Annotated in this window: 20 protein-coding genes and 1 pseudogene; 14 read left to right on the forward strand and 7 right to left on the reverse strand. The window is 72.7% G+C overall.

The features are described from left to right. On the reverse strand, positions 1-703 hold a 703-nt coding region (locus FAF44_RS46590), incomplete at its 3' end, for a BTAD domain-containing putative transcriptional regulator (protein WP_237109884.1). A 148-nt stretch (positions 704-851) separates the two neighbouring features. Here FAF44_RS46590 and FAF44_RS46595 point away from each other — a divergent pair. The 7 genes from FAF44_RS46595 to FAF44_RS46625 all read left to right on the forward strand — a co-directional run bounded on the left by FAF44_RS46595 (position 852) and on the right by FAF44_RS46625 (position 6,794). Next, positions 852-1,730 (forward strand): alpha/beta fold hydrolase, encoded by an 879-nt coding sequence (locus tag FAF44_RS46595; protein WP_237109885.1) that lies wholly within the window; start codon positions 852-854, stop codon positions 1,728-1,730. Positions 1,731-1,803: 73 nt separating this feature from the next. Continuing rightward, a complete protein-coding gene (locus tag FAF44_RS46600) occupies positions 1,804-2,601 on the forward strand; it encodes an ABC transporter ATP-binding protein (RefSeq protein WP_237109886.1) in 798 nt (265 codons plus the stop codon). Then, a complete protein-coding gene (locus FAF44_RS46605; RefSeq protein WP_237109887.1) occupies positions 2,598-3,452 on the forward strand; it encodes an ABC transporter permease in 855 nt (284 codons plus the stop codon). The genes FAF44_RS46600 and FAF44_RS46605 overlap by 4 nt, the downstream gene beginning before the upstream one ends. After that, positions 3,449-4,279, forward strand: a complete 831-nt coding sequence (locus tag FAF44_RS46610; protein WP_237109888.1) for an ABC transporter permease — start codon at positions 3,449-3,451, stop codon at positions 4,277-4,279. Before FAF44_RS46605 ends, FAF44_RS46610 begins: the two co-directional genes overlap by 4 nt. A gap of 19 nt (positions 4,280-4,298) precedes the next feature. Then, positions 4,299-5,309 carry an ABC transporter substrate-binding protein gene (locus FAF44_RS46615; protein ID WP_237109889.1) on the forward strand — a complete coding sequence of 337 codons (1,011 nt, stop codon included), beginning with the start codon at positions 4,299-4,301 and terminating at the stop codon, positions 5,307-5,309. A 9-nt stretch (positions 5,310-5,318) separates the two neighbouring features. Beyond that, on the forward strand, positions 5,319-6,080 hold the full coding sequence (locus FAF44_RS46620; protein ID WP_237109890.1) for a fumarylacetoacetate hydrolase family protein: 762 nt from the start codon (positions 5,319-5,321) through the stop codon (positions 6,078-6,080). Between the two features lie 54 nt (positions 6,081-6,134). Further along, positions 6,135-6,794, forward strand: a complete 660-nt coding sequence (locus tag FAF44_RS46625) for a GntR family transcriptional regulator (protein WP_237109891.1) — start codon at positions 6,135-6,137, stop codon at positions 6,792-6,794. On the opposite strand, the gene FAF44_RS46630 is transcribed toward FAF44_RS46625, so the two are convergent. Then, positions 6,791-8,122 (reverse strand): MFS transporter, encoded by a 1,332-nt coding sequence (locus FAF44_RS46630; RefSeq protein ID WP_237109892.1) that lies wholly within the window; start codon positions 8,120-8,122, stop codon positions 6,791-6,793. The genes FAF44_RS46625 and FAF44_RS46630 overlap by 4 nt on opposite strands. Before the next feature lie 139 nt (positions 8,123-8,261). Between FAF44_RS46630 and FAF44_RS46635 the strand changes: the two genes are divergently transcribed. Next, positions 8,262-8,807, forward strand: a complete 546-nt coding sequence (locus tag FAF44_RS46635) for a hypothetical protein (RefSeq protein ID WP_237109893.1) — start codon at positions 8,262-8,264, stop codon at positions 8,805-8,807. A gap of 15 nt (positions 8,808-8,822) precedes the next feature. Here the strand turns inward: FAF44_RS46635 and FAF44_RS46640 are convergent, their stop codons facing one another. After that, the gene (locus FAF44_RS46640; protein WP_237109894.1) at positions 8,823-9,533 is read right to left on the reverse strand and encodes an IclR family transcriptional regulator; all 711 of its coding nucleotides are present in this window, start codon (positions 9,531-9,533) and stop codon (positions 8,823-8,825) included. Between the two features lie 89 nt (positions 9,534-9,622). On the opposite strand from FAF44_RS46640, the gene FAF44_RS46645 reads away from it, so the two are divergent. The 4 genes and pseudogenes from FAF44_RS46645 (at position 9,623) to FAF44_RS46660 (ending at position 14,660) form a co-directional block, all read left to right on the forward strand. After that, positions 9,623-10,774, forward strand: a complete 1,152-nt coding sequence (locus FAF44_RS46645; RefSeq protein WP_237109895.1) for an aminotransferase class V-fold PLP-dependent enzyme — start codon at positions 9,623-9,625, stop codon at positions 10,772-10,774. Further along, the gene (locus FAF44_RS46650) at positions 10,771-13,539 is read left to right on the forward strand and encodes an FAD-binding and (Fe-S)-binding domain-containing protein (RefSeq protein ID WP_237109896.1); all 2,769 of its coding nucleotides are present in this window, start codon (positions 10,771-10,773) and stop codon (positions 13,537-13,539) included. The genes FAF44_RS46645 and FAF44_RS46650 overlap by 4 nt, the downstream gene beginning before the upstream one ends. 67 nt (positions 13,540-13,606) lie before the next feature. Then, positions 13,607-14,092, forward strand: a pseudogene (locus FAF44_RS46655) (SLC13 family permease); the annotation flags it as partial. Between the two features lie 166 nt (positions 14,093-14,258). Further along, on the forward strand, positions 14,259-14,660 hold the full coding sequence (locus FAF44_RS46660; RefSeq protein WP_237109897.1) for a hypothetical protein: 402 nt from the start codon (positions 14,259-14,261) through the stop codon (positions 14,658-14,660). 92 nt (positions 14,661-14,752) lie between these two features. On the opposite strand, the gene FAF44_RS46665 is transcribed toward FAF44_RS46660, so the two are convergent. Further along, positions 14,753-15,550 carry an SAM-dependent methyltransferase gene (locus FAF44_RS46665; RefSeq protein ID WP_237109898.1) on the reverse strand — a complete coding sequence of 266 codons (798 nt, stop codon included), beginning with the start codon at positions 15,548-15,550 and terminating at the stop codon, positions 14,753-14,755. 68 nt (positions 15,551-15,618) lie between these two features. Further along, entirely contained in the window at positions 15,619-15,876 is a 258-nt protein-coding gene (locus FAF44_RS46670; RefSeq protein WP_237109899.1) for a hypothetical protein, read from the reverse strand. Between the two features lie 275 nt (positions 15,877-16,151). On the opposite strand from FAF44_RS46670, the gene FAF44_RS46675 reads away from it, so the two are divergent. Next, positions 16,152-18,656 (forward strand): NPCBM/NEW2 domain-containing protein, encoded by a 2,505-nt coding sequence (locus tag FAF44_RS46675; protein ID WP_237109900.1) that lies wholly within the window; start codon positions 16,152-16,154, stop codon positions 18,654-18,656. Between the two features lie 16 nt (positions 18,657-18,672). Here FAF44_RS46675 and FAF44_RS46680 read toward each other — a convergent pair whose 3' ends face one another. After that, entirely contained in the window at positions 18,673-19,131 is a 459-nt protein-coding gene (locus FAF44_RS46680) for a MarR family winged helix-turn-helix transcriptional regulator (RefSeq protein WP_237109901.1), read from the reverse strand. Between the two features lie 104 nt (positions 19,132-19,235). Here FAF44_RS46680 and FAF44_RS46685 point away from each other — a divergent pair, with 104 nt between their 5' ends. Next, positions 19,236-20,453: an FAD-dependent monooxygenase gene (locus FAF44_RS46685; protein WP_237109902.1), complete on the forward strand. Its 1,218-nt coding sequence runs from the start codon at positions 19,236-19,238 to the stop codon at positions 20,451-20,453. 44 nt (positions 20,454-20,497) lie between these two features. On the opposite strand, the gene FAF44_RS46690 is transcribed toward FAF44_RS46685, so the two are convergent. Continuing rightward, positions 20,498-20,890 (reverse strand): helix-turn-helix domain-containing protein, encoded by a 393-nt coding sequence (locus FAF44_RS46690; RefSeq protein WP_237109903.1) that lies wholly within the window; start codon positions 20,888-20,890, stop codon positions 20,498-20,500. Positions 20,891-21,144 lie beyond the last annotated feature (254 nt).

Genomic DNA, 21,144 nt, shown 5'->3' on the forward strand with positions numbered 1-21,144 from the left:
GATCCACCCCCAGCTCGGCCCGCAGCACCTGCCTGGCCCGCCGCAACTGGGCGAGCGCGTCCCCCTGCCGCCCCGTCCGGTAGAGGGCGAGGGCCAGCAGGCGCCACCCGTCCTCGCGCAGCGGATGCCCCGCCAGGTGCGCTTCGAGGTCGGGCACCGACTCGGCCGCGCCGCCGGAGGCCAGGGCCGCCTCGGCGCGGCGCTCCACGGCGAGGAGCCGCAGCTCGTCCAGGCGGGCCGCCTCGCCCCGTGCCCAGCCCAGGTCGGCGAACTCCGCGTACGCGGGCCCCCGCCAGAGCCCGAGCGCGTCGTCGAGCAGGGCGCGGGACCGGGCGGCGGCCCCGTCCGCGAGCAGGCGGGCGGACCCGGCGAGCGCGGACTCGAAGCGCCCGGCGTCCACCGCCCCGGGCTCGGCGCGCAGGGCGTAGCCGGGCGGCGAGGTGACCAGCAGCCGGGACGGGGTGCGCGGCGCGCGGCCGGGTTCGAGCGCCTTCCTGAGCGCTCCGACGAAGGTCTGCACCGCGCCGAGCGCGCCTTCGGGCGGGTCGTCCCACAGGTCGCCGATCAGCCACGACACCGGTACGGCCCGTCCCCTGGCGACCAGCAGCCGGGCCAGCACGGCACGGTGCCGCGGCCCCTTGAGGTGGACCGGGCCGCGCTCGTTCTCGGCCGTCACGGGGCCCAGCACGCCGAATGTCACCATTTCGCCCCCAACCTATCCGCCCCCGAGGGCTGCGCGGACGTGGCTGACCCGCCGCTGACCAGGCGCTGATCGGCGGAAGCCAGGGTGAGTGCCGGTGGACGAACCGGTCCGCCAGGCAACACCGGCGACGACAGGAGACAGCCGAAACATGACCCCCGAGATCACCGGATTCACCCGCCGCCGCGTCACCGTGGCCGACGGCGTGGCGCTCAACGTCGCCGTGGGCGGCTCGGGCAGCCCGGTCGTGCTGCTGCACGGCTTCCCGCAGACCCACCTGATGTGGCGGCACGTCGCCGCCGATCTGGCCGCCGACCACACCGTCATCTGCCCCGACCTGCGCGGTTACGGCGACAGCGACAAGCCGGCCGACCCCGGCGGCCGGGCCTACGCCAAGCGCACGATGGCCGCCGACGTCGTCGCGCTGGCCGGGGAGCTGGGGCACGACAGGTTCGCGCTGGCGGGGCACGACCGGGGCGCGCTGGTCGCCGTCCGGGCGGGCCTCGACCATCCGGCCGCCGTCACCCATCTGGCCGCGCTGGACGTCCTGCCGACCCTCGACTCGTGGGAGGTGCTGCGGGGCCGGCCCGCGGCCGTCGGGTTCCACCTGTTCCTGATGGCGCAGCCGCCGGGCCTGCCGGAGGCGATGATCTCCGGCGCGGCGGACGTGTTCTTCGGCCACTTCCTCGACCTCTGGGCCCGCGACCCGAACGCGATCCCCGCCGACGTCCGCGCCGCCTACCTGAGGGCGTCCCGCGAGGCGGTGCCGTCGATCGTGGCCGACTACCGGGCCACGGCCACGATCGACGTCGAGCACGACGAGGCCGACCTGAGGGCGGGCCGGCGGCTCACCATGCCGGTGACGGTGCTCCAGCAGGACTGGGGCGCGGCACTGGGGTTCGACGCGGCCGAAAGGTGGCGGGCCTGGGCCGAGGACCTGGAGCACCGGACGGTGTCGTGCGGGCACTTCATGGCCGAGGAGGCTCCGGCCGAGGTGGTCGGGGCGCTGCGCGACCTGCTCGCCCGGTGACGCCGCCGCTCGCCACTTGATCTCTTCTGTAGACCGTCTACCATCTTCAGTATCCAGTATGGAGCTGATCCGAATGGCAGACCCACCACTCGAAGAGGCCATCCGCCTGGAGGCGGTCTACAAGGCGTTCGTCCCGCGAGGGCGTTCGGCACGACCCCTGCTCGCCCTGGAGGGCGTGAGCTTCGCCGCGCGGCCCGGCGAGTTCATCAGCCTCGTCGGCCCGTCCGGCTGCGGGAAGTCCACGGTGCTCAACCTGCTCGCCGGGCTGACCCGGCCGTCCGCCGGGCGGGTGACCCACCACGGCAGGCCCGTGAGCGGCGTCAACACCGAGGTCGGCTACATCACCCAGGACGACAACCTGCTGCCGTGGCGCTCGATGGCCCGCAACGTCGAGTACGGCCTGGAGCTGCGCCGCGTCCCCAAGGCCGAGCGGCGCAGGCGGGTGCGGGAGTTCATCGACCTGGTCGGCCTGACCGGCTTCGAGGACCACTACCCGCACGAGCTGTCCGGCGGCATGCGCAAGCGGGCCGGGATCGTGCGCACGCTCGCGTACGACAGCGACGTCGTCCTCATGGACGAGCCGTTCGGCCCGCTCGACGCGCAGACCCGGGTGATCCTCCAGGACGAGCTGCTCAAGCTGTGGGACCTGCGGCGGCCCACGGTGCTGTTCGTCACCCACGACCTGGTCGAGGCCATCGCGCTGAGCGACCGGATCATCACGTTCACCTGCCGGCCCGGCCGCGTCAAGCGGGAGTACGAGGTGCGCCTGCCCCGCCCGCGCGACGTCTTCCACGTCCACGACCTGCCACGGTTCAGGGAGCTGTACGACGCGCTCTGGGACGACATCCGCATGGAGATCGCGGCGACATGACGATCCCCGACGCCCGCGAGGCCGCGGGACCCGGGGCGGCGGAGGTGCTCGCCGGGGCCGCGTCCGGGGCCGGGGCGGCGGCGGCCAGGGAGCGGCTGCTCGTCCGGTCCGGGATCGCGCTGCTGGGCGCGGCGCTGCTGCTGCTCTGGGAGTTCGGCGCGCCGCTCGTGGTCGAGCGGCGCTACGTCAGCGCCCCGTCGGAGGTCGCGGCCCGGCTGGCCGGGCTCGTCCTCGACGGGGAGTTGTGGGGGCACGTCGGGGTGACGCTGGGCGAGGCGGGCGCGGGCTACCTCATCGGCATCGCGGTCGGCCTGGCCGCGGCGCTGATCCTGGTCTCGGTCCCGGCCCTGGACGAGATCGCGGGACCGTTCCTGGCCGCCTTCTACTCGATCCCGAAGATCGCGCTGGCGCCCATGTTCATCATGTGGTTCGGGCTGGGGCTGCTGCCGAAGGTGCTGCTGGCGGCGTTGATGGTGTTCCTGATCGTGCTGGCCAACACCGTGGCGGGCGTGCGCGGCATCGAACCGGGGCTGGTCGAGGTGGCCCGGGTGATGGGGGCGCGGGGCGGGCGGCTGGTGCGCACGATCATCCTGCCGGGCGCGGCGCCCGCCGTGGTGGCGAGCATCCGGCTGACCTTCTCCCGGGCCATGGTCGGCGCCGTGCTCGGCGAGTTCATCGCGGCCACGCAGGGGCTGGGCTTCCTCATCGTCCGGTCCTCGCGCCAGTTCGAGACGGCGACCGTGTTCGCCGGGATCGTGGTCGTGGCCGTGCTGGTCATGCTGGTCAACGCGATGGTCAGGGCCGTGGAGGCGCGGGCCCTGCCGTGGTGCGCGGGCGGGGCGCGCGGATGAGCGGACGGGTGATCGAGGAGCAGGCGGCGGCGCACGCGCGACGCCGCAGGACGCGGCGGGCGCTGGTGTGGGCGGGACGGATCGGGGTGGCGACCGGGGCCGTCATCGCGTGGGAGCTCGCCTCCGGCCCGCTCGTGCGGCCGTTCTTCGTCAGCAGCCCGACGGCCGTGGCGCAGCGGCTCGCCGAGTGGTTCGGCTCGGCGGACTTCTGGTTCCACGCCCGCTTCACGCTCACCTCGACCGCGCTGGGCTTCCTCGCCGGGGCGCTGCTCGGGGTGCTGCTGGCCTGGCCGCTGGCGCTGCGCCGGGTGGCCTACCGGATCGTGGAGCCGTACTTCCTCATCGCGTACTCGGTGCCGGCGGTGGCGCTCGGGCCGGTCTTCATCCTCTGGTTCGGCATCGGGCTGGCGCCGAAGGTCGTGCTGGCCGCGTACTTCGTGTTCTTCGTGGTCTTCGTCAACACCGTCGAGGGCATCCGGCAGGTGCCGCAGGGGCTGATCGACGTCACCCGCGTGATGGGCGGCGACCGGTGGGCCACGATGCGGTCGGTGCTGCTGCCGGGCGCGCTGCCGTACGTGCTGGCGGCCTTCCGCGTCACCCTCCCGGCCGCCATGATCGGCGCGGTGGTGGGCGAGTTCATCGCCTCCAACCGCGGCATCGGCTATCTGACCAGGGCGGCGGCCGGACGGTACCAGACCGCCGGAGTGATCGCGGGGACGATCGTGCTGGCCGCGATCGTCCTGCTGCTGTCGTTGTCCCTGCGTCCCCTGTCCCGCGTGCTGCGCTGGCGGCCGGAGGTCCGGCTGCGCGGCGAGGACGCCCTGTGACGAGCGAGGAGGCCGATCGATGAGAGCGCGAGCGGGGCTGGCCGTGCTGCTCCTCGCGGCGGTGACCGGCTGCGGCGGATCGGCGCAGGAGGCCGGCAAGATCACGATCGCGTCCGCGCCGAACGTGTTCCTCTCCGCCCTGTACGTCGCCCGCGACGACGGCCTGTTCGCCGCCGAAGGGCTCACGGTGGAGATCGTCGAGGTGGAGAGCGGCAACGACAGCATCGCCGCGCTCGCCTCCGGCCAGGCCCAGTACGCCGACGTCGGCTTCGAGGACCTGGCCGAGCTGAGCAGGGCGGGCGACGACTCGGTGGTCATGGCCCACGACATCCTGAACCGGGTGACGCTCACGCTCGTCATGCGCAAGGAGGTGGCCGCGCGCAAGGGCGTCACGGCGGCCTCGCCGCTGCGCGACCGGCTGAGCGCGCTCAAGGGGCTCAGGATCGGCATCACCTCGCCCGGCTCCCCCACCGACACGTACATGCGCTACTACCTGGCCTCGGTGGGGCTCGACCCGGAGCGCGACGTGGAGCTGGTGCCGCTCGGCGGCGGGTCCGCGCTGCTGGCCGCGCTGGAGAAGGGCCGGATCGACGCCTACCACCTGTCGCCGCCGACCCCGTACGTGGCCGCCGAGCAGGGCTTCGGCGTGGTCCTCGTGGACGGCCCCAAGGGCGAGGTGCCGGAGCTGGACGGGTTCGACTACACCGCGTGGGCCACCTCCCGCCAGTGGGCGGAGCAGAACGCCGAGACCGCCGCCGCGTTCAGCCGCGCGCTGACGCGGGCGACCGGCAAGGTGAAGCGGCAGCCGGACGCGGTGGCCGCCCAGATCATGGACGACCTGGGCAGCGACGACCGGGAGACGGTGCTGCGCACGGTGCGGGCGATGGCCTCCGCGCTGTCCGACCGGGGCTGCTTCGACCCCGCCGTCGTCCGGCGCACGCTGGATGTCATGCTCAGGCTGAGGATTCTCGAGGAGCAGGCGGACCCGGCCGAGGGCCGCCTCTGGACGAACGACTACAACGGCTGCTGAGGGAGCGAGATGCGCATCATCAGGTACGACGACGCGGGCACGACGCGGTGGGGGGTGATCGACCCCGACGGCACGGTGCGGGCCGCCACCGGAGATCCGTTCACGGAGCTGGTGCCGGGCGAGCCGGTGGGCGGCGACGTACGGCTGCGCGCCCCGGTCGTGCCGAGCAAGATCGTGTGCGTCGGGCGCAACTACGCCGACCACGCGGCCGAGTTCGGCAACCCGGTGCCCAAGGAGCCGCTGATCTTCCTCAAGCCGCCGTCGTCGATCGTCGGGCCGGACGACGAGGTGGTCTACCCGTCGTTGTCGGGGCGGCTCGACCCGGAGGCGGAGCTGGTCGTGGTGATCGGCCGCACGGCGCGGCGGGTCAAGGAGGAGGACGCGCTGTCGGTGGTCTTCGGCTACACGATCGGCAACGACGTCACGGCCCGCGACATCCAGAAGAGCGACCCCCAGTGGACGCGCGGCAAGGGCTTCGACACCTTCTGCCCGCTCGGCCCGTGGGTGGACACCGCCTTCGACCCGTCGGACGTCCGCGTCACGTGCACGGTGAACGACGAGCTGCGCCAGGACGGCCGTACCACCGACTTCCTGTTCGGCATCCCCGAGCTGATCGCGTACGTGTCGGCCTTCTCCACGCTGGAGCCCGGCGACGTCATCATGACCGGCACGCCGCCCGGGGTGCGCTCGGTGCGGCCGGGCGACACGATGACGGTGGCGGTCGAAGGGCTGGGCGAGCTGCGCAATCCGGTGGTGGCCGAGCAGCCGTGACGGCCCCGGAGAGCCACCCGGCTCCGCCGTGGGAACGCGCCATATAGTGGCTGCGTGACGAACGTCGTGCTCAAGCCCGGCCCGCCCGCCCGCACCGCGCACGCCTTCGTCTACGAAACGCTCCGGCGGGCGATCCTCGGCGGCGAGCTGCCGCCCGGCTACCGGCTCGTCCAGGCCGACATCGCCACCCAGCTCAAGGTGAGCATCACGCCGGTCCGCGAGGCGCTGCGCGACCTGGCCGGCGAGGGGCTGATCCGGATCGACCCGCACAGGGGCGCGATGCTGCGCGAGCTCGACCTCGCCGAGGTCAGGGAGATCCACGAGCTGCGCCGCATGCTGGAGCCCGTCTCCATCCGCAAGGCCGTCGAGCGCATCACCGACGAGGAGATCGACCGGGCCGAGGGGCTGCGGGCGCTGATGGTGGCCGAGCTCGACGCCGGCGAGTGGGTCGAGCTCAACCGCCGCTTCCACGCCGTCTTCGGCGACGCCGCCGGCTCGCCCCGGTTGTGCGCGATCCTCACGGGGCTGCGCGACGGGGCCGCCGTGCACGTGGGGTTGTCCCTGCGCGGCCGGGAGCGGGCGCGCAGGGAGGAGGCCGACCTCGATCACCGCGAGCTGGTGGCGGCCTTCCGGCGGCGGCACGCGGAGGAGGCGGTGCGGGTCGTGCTGCGCCACCTCGACTCCACGATGGCCGCCGTCGAACGGCTCGCCTAACCGCTTCGCGCGCCGGGGTCGTCGTACTCGACGGCGTAGTCCTGCTGCGAGCGGTCCTTCAGCGCGTACGCCGCCACGATGCTGATCAGGGCGCAGACCGCCATGTAGATCGCGATGGACATCGAGCTCTGGTACGTCGCGTACAGCCAGACCGCGATCAGCGGCGCGGGGCCTCCGGCCGTCAGCGAGGCGAGCTGGTAGCCGAGGGAGGCGCCGCTGTAGCGCAGCCGCCCGGTGAAGCTCTCGGCGATGAACGTGGCCTGCGGACCGTACTGGATGTCGTGGATGGGCGCGGACAGCACGATGGCCAGGAAGACCAGCGCGGGCACGCGGGTGTCCAGCAGCGGCCAGTAGACGAACGACCACACCACCATGAGCGCGGAGCCGATCATGTAGAGCCGTCTGCGTCCCGCCAGGTCGGAGATCCAGCCCCAGAACGGCACGGTGAACAGCGACACGACCCCGGCCGCGATCACGTACGTGTAGACGTCACCGGCCGCGAAGCCGAGCGTCTTGGTGGCGTAGGTGAGGATGAAGACGGTGAAGATGTAGAACGGCGCCTGCTGGCCGGTGCGCAGCAGCGCGCTGAGCACGATCTCCCGCCAGTTCCTGGCCAGCACCTGCCGCACGGGCACCCGCTCGACCCGGTTCTCCCTGACGACCTTGGCGAAGACGGGCGTCTCCAGGATGCCGAGCCGGATGTACAGCCCGATGGCCGCCATGACCACGCTGAGCAGGAACGGGATGCGCCACCCCCAGTACGGGTCCAGCGGCTCGAACACCTGCAGCGCCAGGTAGCCGAGCACGAGCCCGACGGGTACCCCGAACTGCGGCCAGCTCCCGAGGAAGCCGCGCCGGCCGCCGCGCGTCTTGCCCCACTCGGTGGCCAGCAGCACGGAGCCGCCCCACTCGCCGCCGACGCTGATGCCCTGGAGCAGGCGCAGCAGCGTGAGCAGGATGCCGCCCCAGATGCCGATCTGCTCGTACGTGGGCACGAGGCCGACGAGGGCGGTGGCGACGCCCATGGTCATGAGGGTGATGATGAGGGTGGCCTTGCGCCCGATGCGGTCACCGTAGTGGCCGAAGATCGCGGCGCCGATGGGGCGGGCGGCGAAGCCGCCGAAGTAGGTGCCGAGGGCGAGCAGGAGTCCGGTCGTCGGGTCGCTGGTGGGGAAGAACAGCTCCGCGAAGATGGTGCTGGCGGCGAAGCCGTAGAGGAAGAAGTCGTACCACTCGATCGAGGTGCCCACCGCGGAGGCGATCACCGCGCGGACCAGTTGCCGTCGTTTCTGCTGACCTGTCGCGTCGAGTCCTTGCTGCTCAACCATCTACCGCTCCAGGGGGTAGGTCAGGCGTTAACGGTGACGGTACATGATGCATGATCGATGGTCACCAGGCTGAAACGGCTGGTTCGGCGGGGCGTTCGCGGGGGTAATGGAACGACTAGCCACCGGAGGAGGGCCAGTGATGCGAGCCATCGCCGCCGCCGCTGTGGCAGTCGTGACCCTGGCGGTCAGCGGCTGCACGGCCTCGGGCTTCGATCAGGCCAACACCGTTCCGCAGAACGACGGAGCCAACGCCGACGTGGGGCAGACCCTGCACCTGCGCAACGTCTTCCTCCTGGGCAGCGCCGACCCGACCTCGCCCGCCCCCCAGCAGGCCCTGTTCGGCGTGCTCGTCAACTCGGGCCCGCAGCCCGACCAGCTCGAACGGGTCTCCCCCGAGGGCGGCGGCTCCGTGCAGTTGACCGGGCAGGCGCTCCTGCTGCCGCCCGACCAGGCGGTGGGCACCGGCGAGCAGCCCATCGGCATGGCCAGCGGGGTGCGCGGCGAGTCGGTGCCGATGACCTTCGCCTTCCGCGACGGCCGGTCGGTGCGCATGCTGGTGCCGGTGATGGCGCGGATCGGGCACTTCGCCAACCTGCCGACCACGCCGGCGTCCCCGGGCAGCACGCTCTCGCCCGCCGCGCTGTCGCCGGCCACCGCGACCGCCGGCCCGTCGCCCACCGGCTGAGCCGCCGGGCCGGGGTCAGTTCAGGGTCTCGGCCAGTGTCCTGGCCGCCCGGGTGACCAGCTTGCCGTACTCCGCGCGCACGTCCTCGGGCATGCGGCTGGCGGGGGTGGAGACGCTGAGGCTGGCGACCGGGCCGGCGGGGCCGACGATCGCGGCGGCGACGGCGGCGATGTCGGAGCGCCACTCCCCCCGGTTGTCGGCGTAGCCGCGCTCCAGCACGGCGGCCAGTTCGGCCCGCAGCGCGGCCGGGTCGGTGATCGTGGTGCCGGTGTAGCCGGGCAGCTCGGCGAGCGGCCGGTCGAGGTGGGCCAGCACCGCCTTGCCGTTGGCGGAGGCGTGCAGCGGCAGCCGGATGCCCAGCGGCAGCACGATGCGCAGCGGCTTGTCGGTCTCCAGCCGCTCGATCAGCACGACCGCGTCGCCCTCGGGCACCATCAGGTGGACGGTCTCGCCGGTGCGCTGGCGCAGCTCCTCCATGACGGGCACGGCCGCGTCACGCAGCCCCAGCTCCGTCCGGCGGGCGACCTGTAACGCCTTGCTCGTCACCTGCCAGCGGGTGACCTCGCCCCCGGCGGGCCTGATCCACCCCGCCTCGTGCAGCGTCTTCAGCGAGCGCTGCACCGTGCTCTTCGGCAGGCCCAGGCCGCGCGCCAGCTCGCCCACGCCGATGGGCTGCCGGGCGGCGACCTCCTCCAGCACCCGGAGCGCGTTGATCACGTTCTGCATCCATTGACTCCTCTTCGAGCTGATTTTAATGTTAATGAACCGCACAGCGGCACGCCGTGCCGTGTGATGGCACGGAAGGTGGACAGACAGTGGGCCGGCACTTCCTGCAGATCCCCGGGCCGACCAACGTTCCCGAGCGGGTGCTGCGCGCGATCGCCCGGCCCACGATCGACCACCGGGGGCCGGAGTTCGCCCGGCTCGCGGGCGAACTGCTCGAACGGCTCAAGACCGTCTTCATGACCGCCGGGCCGGTGGTCGTCTACCCGTCGTCGGGCACCGGCGCGTGGGAGGCGGCGCTGGTCAACACGCTGTCGCCGGGCGACAAGGTGCTGGCGTACGAGACCGGGCACTTCTCCTCGCTGTGGTGCGAGATGGCCGCCCGGCTGGGGCTGGTGGTGGACGTGGTGCCGGGCGACTGGCGGCACGGGGCCGACCCCGGCGCGCTGGCCGAGCACCTCACGCCCGACGTCGCCGCCGTCATGGTCGTGCACAACGAGACCTCGACCGGCGTGCGCAGCCGCGTCCCCGAGATCCGCGCGGCCCTCGACCGGGCCGGGCATCCGGCGCTGCTGCTGGTGGACACGATCTCCTCGCTGGGCTCGATGGACTACCGCCACGACGACTGGGGCGTGGACGTGACCGTCGGCTGCTCACAGAAGGGGCTCATGCTGCCGCCCGGCATGGGGTTCAACGCGGTCAGCGACAAGGCCCTCGCCCACCGGGGGCGGCTGCCGCGCTCGTACTGGGACTGGGAGCCGATCATCGCGGCCAACCGGCGGGGCTTCTTCCCGTACACCCCGCCCACCAACCTCATGTACGGCCTGCGCGAGGCGCTGGTCATGCTGGCGGAGGAGGGCCTGGACGCGGTCTTCGCCCGGCACGACCGGCACGCCGAGGCGACCAGGCGGGCCGTGCGCGGGTGGGGGCTGGAGGTGCTCTGCCTCGACGAACGCGAGCACTCCAGCGCGCTGACCGCCGTACTGATGCCCGACGGCCACGACGCCGACGCGCTCCGGCGGCTGATCCTGGAGCGGTACGACATGTCGCTCGGCACCGGCCTCGGACGGCTGGCGGGCCGGGTCTTCCGCATCGGGCACCTCGGCCACTTCAACGACCTCACGCTCGCGGGCACCCTCAGCGGGGTCGAGATGGGGCTGTCCGCGGCCGGGGTGCCGGTCAAGGAGGGCGGCACCCGGGCCGCGCTGGCCTACCTGGAGGGTGCCGGGGAGGAAACCCGGTGAGCCTGGCCCGCACGCTGGCCCCGCTGATCGCCGGCGACGTCCGGGACGACCCCTACACCAGGCACCTGTACTCCTCCGACGCCAGCATGTACGCCATCGAACCGCTCGCCGTCGCCTTCCCCCGGGACGCGGACGACGTACCGGCCCTGGTGGTGGCCTGCGGCGAGCTGGGCGTGCCGCTGCTGCCGCGCGGGGCCGGCACCAGCCTGGCCGGCCAGACGGTGGGCGCGGCCGTGATCGTGGACTTCTCCCGGCACATGAACCGCATCCTGGAGATCGACGGGAAGACCGCCCGGGTGCAGCCCGGCGTCGTGCAGGACCAGCTCAACCGGGCGGCCCGCAGGCACGGGCTGATGTTCGGCCCCGACACCTCCACCAGCAACCGGGCCACGATCGGCGGCATGATCGGCAACAACTCGGCCGGCAGCCACTCCGTCCTGTACGGCTCCACGATCGACCACGTCCGCTCGCTGCGCGTGGTGCTCGCCGACGCCACCACCCCCGACCTCGCCACGGACGCCCGCCTGAACGCGGGGGTGGCCGAGATCCTCGACGGCCTCGACCTGTCCGGTTTCCCGCGCTTCTGGCGGCACTCGGGCGGCTACCGCCTCGACGCGGTGGCCGCGCACGGCGACCTGACGAAGCTGATCGTCGGGTCGGAGGGCACGCTGGCCGTGGTCACCGAGGCCACGGTGGACCTGGTGGAGCGGCCGAAGGCCAAGGCCATCGCGGTCGGCCACTTCACCTCCACCCCGTCGGCCATCGCCGCCACCGCCGACGCCCTGTCCTTCGGGGCCGCCTCGGTCGAGCTGCTCGACAAGGCCATCCTCGACCTGTCCAGACAGCGCGTGGACTACGCCGGGCTCGGCGGCATCCTGACCGGCGATCCGCAGGCGCTGCTGTTCGTGGAGTTCTTCGGCGACACCCCCGACGAGGTCGCCGGCCGGGTGGCCGAACTGGCCGGCACGTGGCAGGCGAACGGCCACGGCTACCACACGCTCAAGGCGGTCACCGCGGCGCAGCAGGCGGCCGTGCTCAAGGTGCGCAAGGCGGGGCTCGGCCTGCTGATGGCCTCCAGCGTGGGCAGCCGCAGGCCGCTCGCGTTCGTCGAGGACACCGCCGTGCCGCCGGAGCGGCTGCTGCCGTACGTCGAGGAGTTCGCCCGCATCCTCGACCGGCACGGGCTGCGGGCCGGCTTCTACGGCCACTGCTCGGTCGGCTGCCTGCACGTACGCCCGTTCGTCGACCTGCGCGAACCCGGCGAGATCCACACGATGCGGGCGGTCGCCGAGGAGATCGCCGACCTGGCCGCCCGGCACGGCGGCGTCAACTCCAGCGAGCACGGCGACGGCCTGGCCCGCTCCGAGTTCAACCGGCGGCTGTTCGGCGAGCCGGTCTACGAGGCGATGCGGCGGGTCAAGCGCCTCTTCGACCCGCACGACCGGCTGAACCCCGGCAAGATCGTGGACGCGCCGCCGATGACCGAGCACCTGCGCGACCCGGCCAGGCCCGCCCCGCGCCCGCTCGCCACCACGCTGAGCTTCGCCGGCGGCATGCACGCCGCCGCCGACCGGTGCATGAACGTCGCCGTCTGCCGCAAGGACGACACCGGCGTCATGTGCCCGTCGTACATGGCCACCCGCGAGGAGGAGCACTCCACCCGTGGCCGGGCCAACGCCCTGGTCAAGGCGCTGTCGTCGGCCGACCCCCGGCAGGCGCTCGGCGACGAGCGGCTGCACGGGATCCTCGACCTCTGCCTGGAGTGCAAGGCGTGCCAGTCGGAGTGCCCGCTCGGGGTGGACATGGCGGCGCTGAAGAGCGAGTTCCTGCACCAGTACCAGGAGCTGCACGGCGTACCGCTGCGGTCGCGGCTGTTCGGGGCGATCAGGACGCTCAACCGGCTCGGCTCGGCCACCGCACCGCTGTCGAACTGGCTGGCCGGGGCCGTCCGCGGCCCGCTCGGCCTGAGCCGCAGCCGTCCGCTGCCCCGGTTCCGCCGCGACAACCTGCTGCGCTGGTTCGCCGCCAGGCCGCGGAAGGAGGAGGGCGAGGAGGTCATCCTCCTGGCGGACTCGTTCACCACCTACAGCGAGCCGGCGATCGGGCGCGCCGCCGTCGAACTGCTCGAACACGCCGGCTACCGGGTGCGGCTGGCCGCCGAGGGCTGCTGCGGACGCTCCAGCCTGTCCAAGGGGCTGCTCGACCGGGCCCGCGCGATGGCCGGCGACCTGGTCACCCGCCTGTCCGGCTCCGACGCGCCGATCGTCGGCCTGGAGCCGTCCTGCCTGCTCACGCTCAAGGACGAGTACGCCGCCCTGCTGCCGGGCGATCACCGCGTGGCGGCGGTGGCGGCGCGCGCCCGGCTCGTCCCCGAACTGCTCGCCGAGGCCGTGGACGGCGGCTCGCTGCCGCTGGGCGACGCACTGCGCGGACGCCGGATCCTGCTGCACGGCCACTGCCACGAGAAGGCCGTCACCGGCACCGCCGCCACGCTCGCGCTGCTGGCCAGGATCCCGGGAGCGGAGGTGACGGAACTCGACGCCGGCTGCTGCGGCATGGCCGGATCGTTCGGCTTCGAGGCCGAGCACTACGACCTGTCCATGAAGATCGGCGCGCTCCGGCTCTTCCCGGCGATCGCCGCATCCTCGCCCGACACCCTGCTCGCGGCCACGGGGGTCTCCTGCCGCCAGCAGATCGCCCATGGTGCGGGACGCGCCGCCCGCCACCCGGTCGAGCTCGTCCATCAGGCGGCCGGCCTGCAGTAACACGCCTCGGGGGAGATCGGAGTACGCAGTGTCCGCAGAGCTCCTGTCCATTCTCGCCCTCATCGTCATGTTCGTCGTGGCCACCTTCTTCCCCGTGAACCTCGGGGCGCTGGCCCTCGTCGGAGCCTTCCTGGTGGGCACGCTCGCCGCCGGCATGGAGACGGACGCCATCCTGGACGCCTTCCCCGGCAGCCTGTTCGTGATCCTGGTCGGGGTGACGCTGCTGTTCGCGATCGCCACCAACAACGGGACGGTGGACTGGCTCGTACGGGCGGCGGTGCACCTCGTACGGGGCCGGCTGGCGGCCATCCCGCTGGTCGTGTTCGCCGTCTCCGCGCTGCTGACGGCGGTGGGCGCGCCCGCGCCGGCGGTGGCCGCGATCCTCGCGCCGATCGCGTTCGGCTTCGCGGCCGACTACCGGATCCACCCGCTGCTGATCGGGCTCATGGTGGCGCACGGGACGCAGGCGGGCGCGTTCTCGCCGATCAGCGTGCTCGGCGGCATCGTGAACGGCGTCACCGGCGAGGCCGGGCTGCCCAGCGACATCCTGGTGCTGTTCCTGTCCAGCTTCGCCTTCAACGCCGCCGCGGCCGTGGTCGTCTTCTTCGTCTTCGGCGGCCGTGACCTCGTCCGTCGCGGCACCCCCGCGACTCCCGGTCCCGCCACGTCCGGAGCCGGGGGCCGTGGCGGGGCCGGGGGGCCGGACAGGGCGGAGGTACGTGGGCGTGCTGCAGGAGATCGGCACCGTGGACTACGTCGGCTCCGCCGTGGCCGCGATCGGCATCCCGCTGCTGGTGGCGCTGCTCATCTGCTACGTCGGCGGCGTCGTGTCGGCCTTCGCCTCGACCGTGGGCATCCTGGGCGCGCTGGTGCCGCTGGCCGTGCCGCTGCTCGGGCAGGGCACGCTGGGCCCGATCGCGATGATCGCGGCGCTGTCGGTGTCGTCGGCGATCGTGGACGTCAGCCCGTTCTCGACGACGGGGGCGCTGCTGGTGGCCAACGTCAGGGGCATGGAACGGGACGTCTTCTACCGGCGGCTCCTGGCCTACGGCGGCGTGATCGTCCTGGCGGGCCCGCTGGCGGCCTGGGCCGTGCTGGTCGCGCCGGGCTGGCTCAGCTGAACCGGGAGCGACCCGGTCACCTCGGGGCGACTCGGAGTGACCGGGCTCGGGGTGAGCGCCTGTCCGGGGTGGTCTGTCCGCGGAGTGGGGTGTCAGGGTTTGCGGCCCACTCCGCCCAGCCACCACGAGGCGCCGCCGCCGTTCACGCCGCCGCCGGCCGTGCCGCGCCACTGCCCCACCCCGACCACGCCCGGGTCCACCAGGTCGAGCCCGTCGAAGAGCGCCTCGATCCGCTTGCGGGAGCGGAAGTGCAGCCCGCCGTTGTAGAGGGCGCGGGAGCGTTCGATGCGCGGGTCGTCCGGCACGCCGCCGTCGGACAGGTGGGTGATCACCACATGGCTGCCGGAGGGCAGCCGGTCGAGCAGCCGCCGGACGATCTCCGCCGGCTCGTCCGAGCCGGACACGAAGTGCAGGACCGCGATGAGCACCACCGCCACCGGCTGGTCCAGGTCGAGCAGCCGGGTCAGCGCGGGGGCGTCGAGGATCGCCTCCGGCGCGCGGGCGTCCCCCGCGACGACGGCCGTGCCGCGCCGCCCGCCCAGCAGCGCGCGCGAGTGCACGAGCACGACCGGATCGTTGTCGACGTACACGACCCTGGCGCCCGGCTCGATGGCCTGCGCGACCTCGTGGACGGGCCGCGCGGCCGGGATCCCCGAGCCGATGTCGACGAACTGCCGCACGTCCGCGTCGCCCGCGAGGTACTCCACGGCCCGGACGAGGAACGCGCGGTTCTCCATGGCCGCCACGCGCACCTCGGGCGCCATCGCGAGCACCACCTCGGCCGCGGCCCGGTCCACGCCGAAGTTGTCCTTCCCGCCGAGGAAGTAGTTGTAGATCCGGGCGGCGTTCGGGGTCCTCGCGTCTATCCCCGGAAACTCCTTCTCGGGCATATCGCCGAGGATAGATGACAAGGTCCTGATGGACACAGGGCGCCTCCGGGCCCTCGCCCGGCAGGCCGTCAGCGCTCGTTGATGTGCTGGTCGCGGTCCGCCTGGTAGACGCGGCCGGGCCCGCTCGCCCTGGCCTTCATCACGAGGGAGCCGACCCGGGCCCGCTCGGCCTCGTCGAGCGTGGGCCGCAGCACCTCGTCCAGCACCCGCTGGATCTCCGCCGCCATGGACGGATCCGCGCGCAGCAACTGCCGCAGCCTGAGCTGCCAGGACCCGGCCAGGGCCCGCTCGGTGTCCTCGTCGCCCTCCGCGCGTGCCTCCAGCACCTGGCCGCGTACGCCCTCCAGTTCCGTCCCGACGGCGTCGGCCTCCTCGGGCCGGGCCCGCCGCCCCTGCCGCGCGATGCTGGGCGGATCGTTTGCTTAACCGATTCATAGCGTACGGCCCGGTGACCGACTGCGATCCGCCCAGCTCATCCGCATCGAAATGGTTCGACAATCCGCTGCTGGCTTGATGAACCAGTTAATCAAGATATTGACGGCCGTCATCCGCGTCTATAGCGTCCACATTCGCTGACCGCCTGTCCCCCTGGAGGCGCACGATGCGGAAACGCGGACGGCCCACGCGATCGATCGCGGCTCTCGTCCTGTCCCTGGCGCTCACCTGGCCGAGCCTGACCGCCCCGGCCGCCGCCTCCGCCGCACCGGCGGCACCGGCCGCACCGGCGGCACCGGCCGGACCGGCCGCGCTGGCGGCCACGCCGCCGATGGGCTTCAACAACTGGAACGCGTTCGGCTGCGACGTCACCGAGGAGCTGATCAGGGAGACGGCCGACGCCCTCGTCTCCAGCGGGCTCAAGGACGCCGGCTACCGGTACGTCAACATCGACGACTGCTGGTCGCTGCGCGAGCGCGGCCCGGACGGCACCCTGGTGCCGGACCCGGCCAAGTTCCCGAACGGCATCAAGGGCGTCGCGGACTACGTCCACGGCAAGGGCCTCAAGCTCGGCATCTACGGGGACGCCGGCACCAGGACCTGCGCCGGCTACCCCGGCAGCCTCGGCCACGAGGACCTCGACGCGCGGACCTGGGCCGGCTGGGGCGTCGACTACCTGAAGTACGACAACTGCAACAACCAGTCGGACGGGTCGCAGGCGGACTACATCCGCCGCTACACCGCCATGCGCCAGGCCCTGGACCGGACCGGGCGGGCGATCGTGTACTCCATCTGCGAGTGGGGCACCTCGCAGCCGTGGACGTGGGCGAAGGGCGTCGGCCACCTGTGGCGCACGACGGGCGACATCAGCGACGACTGGCCCGGCCTGCGCTCGATCATCAGGCAGAACGCGCCGCTGGCCGCGTACGCCGGGCCCGGCCACTGGAACGACCCCGACATGCTGGAGATCGGCAACGGCGGGATGACGGCCACCGAGTACCGCACCCACATGAGCATGTGGGCGATGATGGCCGCGCCGCTGATCATCGGCACCGACCTGCGCACCGCCTCCGCCGAGACGCTGTCGATCCTCGGCAACCGGGACGTCATCGCCATCGACCAGGACCGGCTCGGCGTGCAGGGCGCGGTCGTCTCGGACGAGCACGGCCTCATGGTGCTGGACAAGCCCCTCGCGAACGGCGACCGGGCGATCGCCCTGTACAACTCCACCGACGCGCTGGCCACGGTGAGCGTCAGGGCGGGCGCGACCGGGCTGCGGCGGGCGGGGGCCTACCGGCTGACGGACGTCTGGACCGGCGCCACGACGCAGGTGAAGGGCACGATCTCGGCGGGCGTGCCGGCGCACGGCACCGTGGTCTACCGCGTACGTCCGCTGGACGACCCGGCCACGGTGGCCCCGGCGGTCGCGGTCGGCGCGGAACTGGGCACGGTCGTGCCGGGCCCCACCGGCGGCGGCACGCTGACGACGTCCGTGACCAACCGCGGCGTCGGGGCCGTCCGCGACCTGTCCGTGGCGGCGGACGTCCCCGAGGGGTGGACGGCCACCCCGGCGGCGGAGCCCCGGCGCGCCCGCCTGGCCACGGACGCCACGCTGGAGACGACCTGGCAGGTCGGCGTCCCGGCGGGCACCCCCGCAGGCCGCTACCCGATCGACGTCACCGCCTCCTACCGGTGGGGGCCCCGTAACCGGGCCGCCGCCACGTCCAGCCAGGTCGTGGCCGTGGTCGTGACCGCCCCCGAGGACGGGCGGCGGCACCTGAGCACGATCTCCCCCGTCACCTCCGTCAACGGGTCGGGCCCGGTGGAGGCCGACCAGAGCAACGGCGGCGCCCTGGAGAACGACGGCAACCTCATCACGATCGCCGGCCGGCACTACACGCGCGGACTGGGCACCACGACCGGCAGCGAACTGCGCTACTACCTGGGCGGCCGGTGCTCGCGGCTGGTCACCGACGTGGGCATCGACGACGAGGCGGCGGCCGGGCCCGCCACGTTCACCGTGCACGCCGACGACGCGGCGGTGGCGACCAGCGGCCCGGTCGCCGCCGGGGAACCGCCGAAGACCCTCACCGCCGACCTGACCGGCCGGGCGTGGCTGCGCCTGACCGTGGAGTCGGCGTCCGCTGGCGTGTCCGCGGACTGGGCGGAACCGGTGCTGACCTGCGGCGACGTCCCGGACGACAGCCCGGTGCTGCCGGAGTCGCGGACCCTGTTCTCCTTCGAGTCCGGCACCGAGGGCTTCACCATCGCCAACCCGGGCGACGGCGGCTCCGTCTCGCAGACGCCGCTCTTCCACACCGAGGGCGCGAACGGCCTCAAGGTGGCCACGCCGGTGGCCGGCAACTGGTTCGGCAGGGCGCTGGACACGCCGCTCGACCTGACGGGCGCGACGATGCTGAAGTTCGACCTGAAGGCCGGGCAGGTCGGCACCGTCGGCGAGATCGCCGTCCAGGTCGGCGAGGCGATGTCGTGGTGCCAGGGCGGGCTGTGGACCTGGACGAACCCGGGCGCCAGCAAGACCGTCACCGAGCGGTTCGAGCAGATCGGCTGCCCCGTCGGCGTCACCCTCGACCCCGGCGACATCCGGGCCGTGTGGGTGTTCCTGAACACCGGGGGCGAGGTGCTCATCGACAACATCCGGGCCGAATGAGCCCGCCGCCGGTCGGCTAATCCTCGACGAGCCGCCGGGTCGCCTGCTTCTGGCGGGCGGCGGCCTCGCCGAGGAAGTCGACGATCGCGGCCAGTTCCCTCTCGTCGTAGCGGGCGGCCAGCTCCTTCAGCGACACCACGTAGTCGTCGAACAGCGGGGCGAGCGCGGCGAGGCGGTCGGGGACGGCTTCCACCAGCACGCTGCGCCGGTCCTCGGGGTTGCGGACGCGGCGCGCGAACCCCTTGCGCTCCAGGCGGTCGATCAGCCCGGTGACGGATGCCGGGGCCAGGCCGGAGTGCTCGCTCAGTTGCCGCGCGGTCAGCGTACCGAGGCGTTCGAGCAGGTCGAGTGTCTTCTCCTCGGTGGCGGTGAGGCCCTGGTGTTCGGCCAGGGCCGTGTGGAACATGACCGCCGCGTTGCTCAGCTCGCGTCCGGCCACGAGCATGCGTGCCACCAGCTCGTCCTGGTCTGCCATGGAGCCATGCTACCTACTTCGTTCGGTCGAACGAAACACTTGACCCTCGTCCGCAAGTCTGCATATATTTCGTTCGTCCGAACGAAATATATGCGGGGTGCATCATGCGAGTACTGATCATCGGTGGCGGCGTCGCGGGGACCGTGGCCGCGCTGGCGGCGCAGCAGGCCGGCTTCGAGGCCCGGCTGTTCGAGGCCTACGACGAGAGCGCGGGCCTGAACCACGGCGTCTTCCTGACCGTCGCCGTCAACGGCATAGACGCGCTGCGCGCGGTGGACGCCCACCACGTCGTGCTGGACGCGGGCTTCCCCAGCGGCCACATCCAGTTCCACAGCGGCAGCGGCAAGCACCTGGGCGCGATCCCGCTGGGCCCGGCGCTGGACGACGGCTCGGCCACCCACACGATCCGCCGCGCCGACCTCTACCGCGGCCTGTACGAGCTGGTCACCGCCCGCGGCATCCCGATCGAGCACGGCCGGCGCCTGGTCCGCGCCGAGAGCGTGCCCGGCGGCGGCGTCCGCGCTCACTTCGCGGACGGCACCAGCGCCGAGGGAGACGTGCTGATCGGCGCGGACGGCGTGCACTCGGCCACGCGCGCCGCCATCGACCCCGCCAACCCCGGCCCCCGCTACGCCGGCCTGGGCAACACCGGCGGCTTCACCCGGAAGGCGAACCTCGACGCCAAGCCCGGCGACTACGTGATGGTCTGGGGCCGGGACTGCTTCTTCGGCTACACCATCGCCCCCGACGGCGAGGTCTGGTGGTTCGCCAACCCGCCCGCGCACCGCGAGCCCTCCCGCGCCGAACTGCGCGACCTGACCCCCGCCGCGCTCCAGGAGCGGCTGGTCGAACTGCTGGCCGTGGACCGGAGCCCGGCCGCGCAGATCGTCCGTGACTCTGCGGCCGACCTCGGCCTGACCAACCAGTACGACCTGCCGAACGTCCCCACCTGGCACGCCGGCGGCATGGTGGTGATCGGCGACGCCGCGCACGCGGTCTCCCCGTCCTCCGGGCAGGGGGCGTCCCTGGCCGCCGAGGACGCGGTCGTGCTGGCCCAGTGCCTGCGCGACCTGCCCACGGTGCCCGCCGCGCTGGCCCGTTACGAGTCGCTGCGCCGGGAGCGCGTCGAGCGCGTCGTCAAGTGGGGGGCCGGCATGAACAACACCAAGAAGCAGGGCCTCGTCGGACGCGTGCTGCGCGACCTGGCCCTGCCGCTCATCCTGAGCCGGGCCGACGACGCCAGGGAGATGGCGAAGATGAGCTGGATGTTCAACCACCACATCGACTGGAACCGCACCGTGGAGCCGGCCGACGCGGCCTGACCGGCACCTGCGACCGGGACCTGTTCCCCCACTGCATCACCAGCTCAGGAGGGCTGAACCTCCTTCCGCGCCAGGTCCGGTTCGCTCCGGAGCGCGTCATGCCGGTGCTGAGCGGTGATGACGTCGGCGGTGTGTGACGCGATCCAGGACAGCAACGTCTGGAGGGTCGCGGCGAGCCCTTCGCCGAGAGGCGTCAGGGAGTAGGAGACCTTGGGAGGTGCGGAGGGTTCGACCTCGCGATGCACCAGGCCGTCGCGGACGAGGTCGCGCAGGTTCTGGGACAACATCTTCTCGCTGATCCCCCCGATGCGATCGCGCAGCAGGTAGAAGCGCAGGGGCCCGCCGCGCAGCGCGGCCAGGATCAGCATGCCCCAGCGGCTGGTCACGTGGGTGAACACGGTTCGGCCGGGACATTCGCTGTTGAACACGTCACTCATCGGGTCAGGCATGACGCGCACTTCCCGGTCTCCTACCTCCATGGCTCGAAGCTTACTTCAAGGTATGCCCTTACCATGAGTAAGCCCGATTCCTGGAGTGCCTCTTTCCCGGGTGCGCCGTTCACCGGTAGGCGCCGGCCTGGAGGGTGTAGAGATCGGCGTAGAGGCCGTCGAGTGCCATGAGGGTGTGGTGGTCGCCTTGTTCGGTGATGGTGCCGTGGTCGAGGACGTAGATGCGGTCGGCGTGGCGGACG

Origin of the sequence: Nonomuraea sp. MG754425, assembly GCF_021699195.1 — a bacterium.
In the GTDB taxonomy this organism is placed as follows: domain Bacteria; phylum Actinomycetota; class Actinomycetes; order Streptosporangiales; family Streptosporangiaceae; genus Nonomuraea.

Bases quoted from the DNA above. Each gene is read 5' to 3' on its own strand.
- FAF44_RS46595 (WP_237109885.1), top strand. From the start codon at position 852: ATGACCCCCGAGATCACCGGATTCACCCGCCGCCGCGTCACCGTGGCC.
- FAF44_RS46600 (WP_237109886.1), top strand. From the start codon at position 1,804: ATGGCAGACCCACCACTCGAAGAGGCCATCCGCCTGGAGGCGGTCTAC.
- FAF44_RS46605 (WP_237109887.1), top strand. From the start codon at position 2,598: ATGACGATCCCCGACGCCCGCGAGGCCGCGGGACCCGGGGCGGCGGAG.
- FAF44_RS46610 (WP_237109888.1), top strand. From the start codon at position 3,449: ATGAGCGGACGGGTGATCGAGGAGCAGGCGGCGGCGCACGCGCGACGC.
- FAF44_RS46615 (WP_237109889.1), top strand. From the start codon at position 4,299: ATGAGAGCGCGAGCGGGGCTGGCCGTGCTGCTCCTCGCGGCGGTGACC.
- FAF44_RS46620 (WP_237109890.1), top strand. From the start codon at position 5,319: ATGCGCATCATCAGGTACGACGACGCGGGCACGACGCGGTGGGGGGTG.
- FAF44_RS46630 (WP_237109892.1), bottom strand. From the start codon at position 8,122: ATGGTTGAGCAGCAAGGACTCGACGCGACAGGTCAGCAGAAACGACGG.
- FAF44_RS46635 (WP_237109893.1), top strand. From the start codon at position 8,262: ATGCGAGCCATCGCCGCCGCCGCTGTGGCAGTCGTGACCCTGGCGGTC.
- FAF44_RS46640 (WP_237109894.1), bottom strand. From the start codon at position 9,533: ATGCAGAACGTGATCAACGCGCTCCGGGTGCTGGAGGAGGTCGCCGCC.
- FAF44_RS46665 (WP_237109898.1), bottom strand. From the start codon at position 15,550: ATGCCCGAGAAGGAGTTTCCGGGGATAGACGCGAGGACCCCGAACGCC.
- FAF44_RS46675 (WP_237109900.1), top strand. From the start codon at position 16,152: ATGCGGAAACGCGGACGGCCCACGCGATCGATCGCGGCTCTCGTCCTG.
- FAF44_RS46680 (WP_237109901.1), bottom strand. From the start codon at position 19,131: ATGGCAGACCAGGACGAGCTGGTGGCACGCATGCTCGTGGCCGGACGC.
- FAF44_RS46685 (WP_237109902.1), top strand. From the start codon at position 19,236: ATGCGAGTACTGATCATCGGTGGCGGCGTCGCGGGGACCGTGGCCGCG.
- FAF44_RS46690 (WP_237109903.1), bottom strand. From the start codon at position 20,890: ATGAGTGACGTGTTCAACAGCGAATGTCCCGGCCGAACCGTGTTCACC.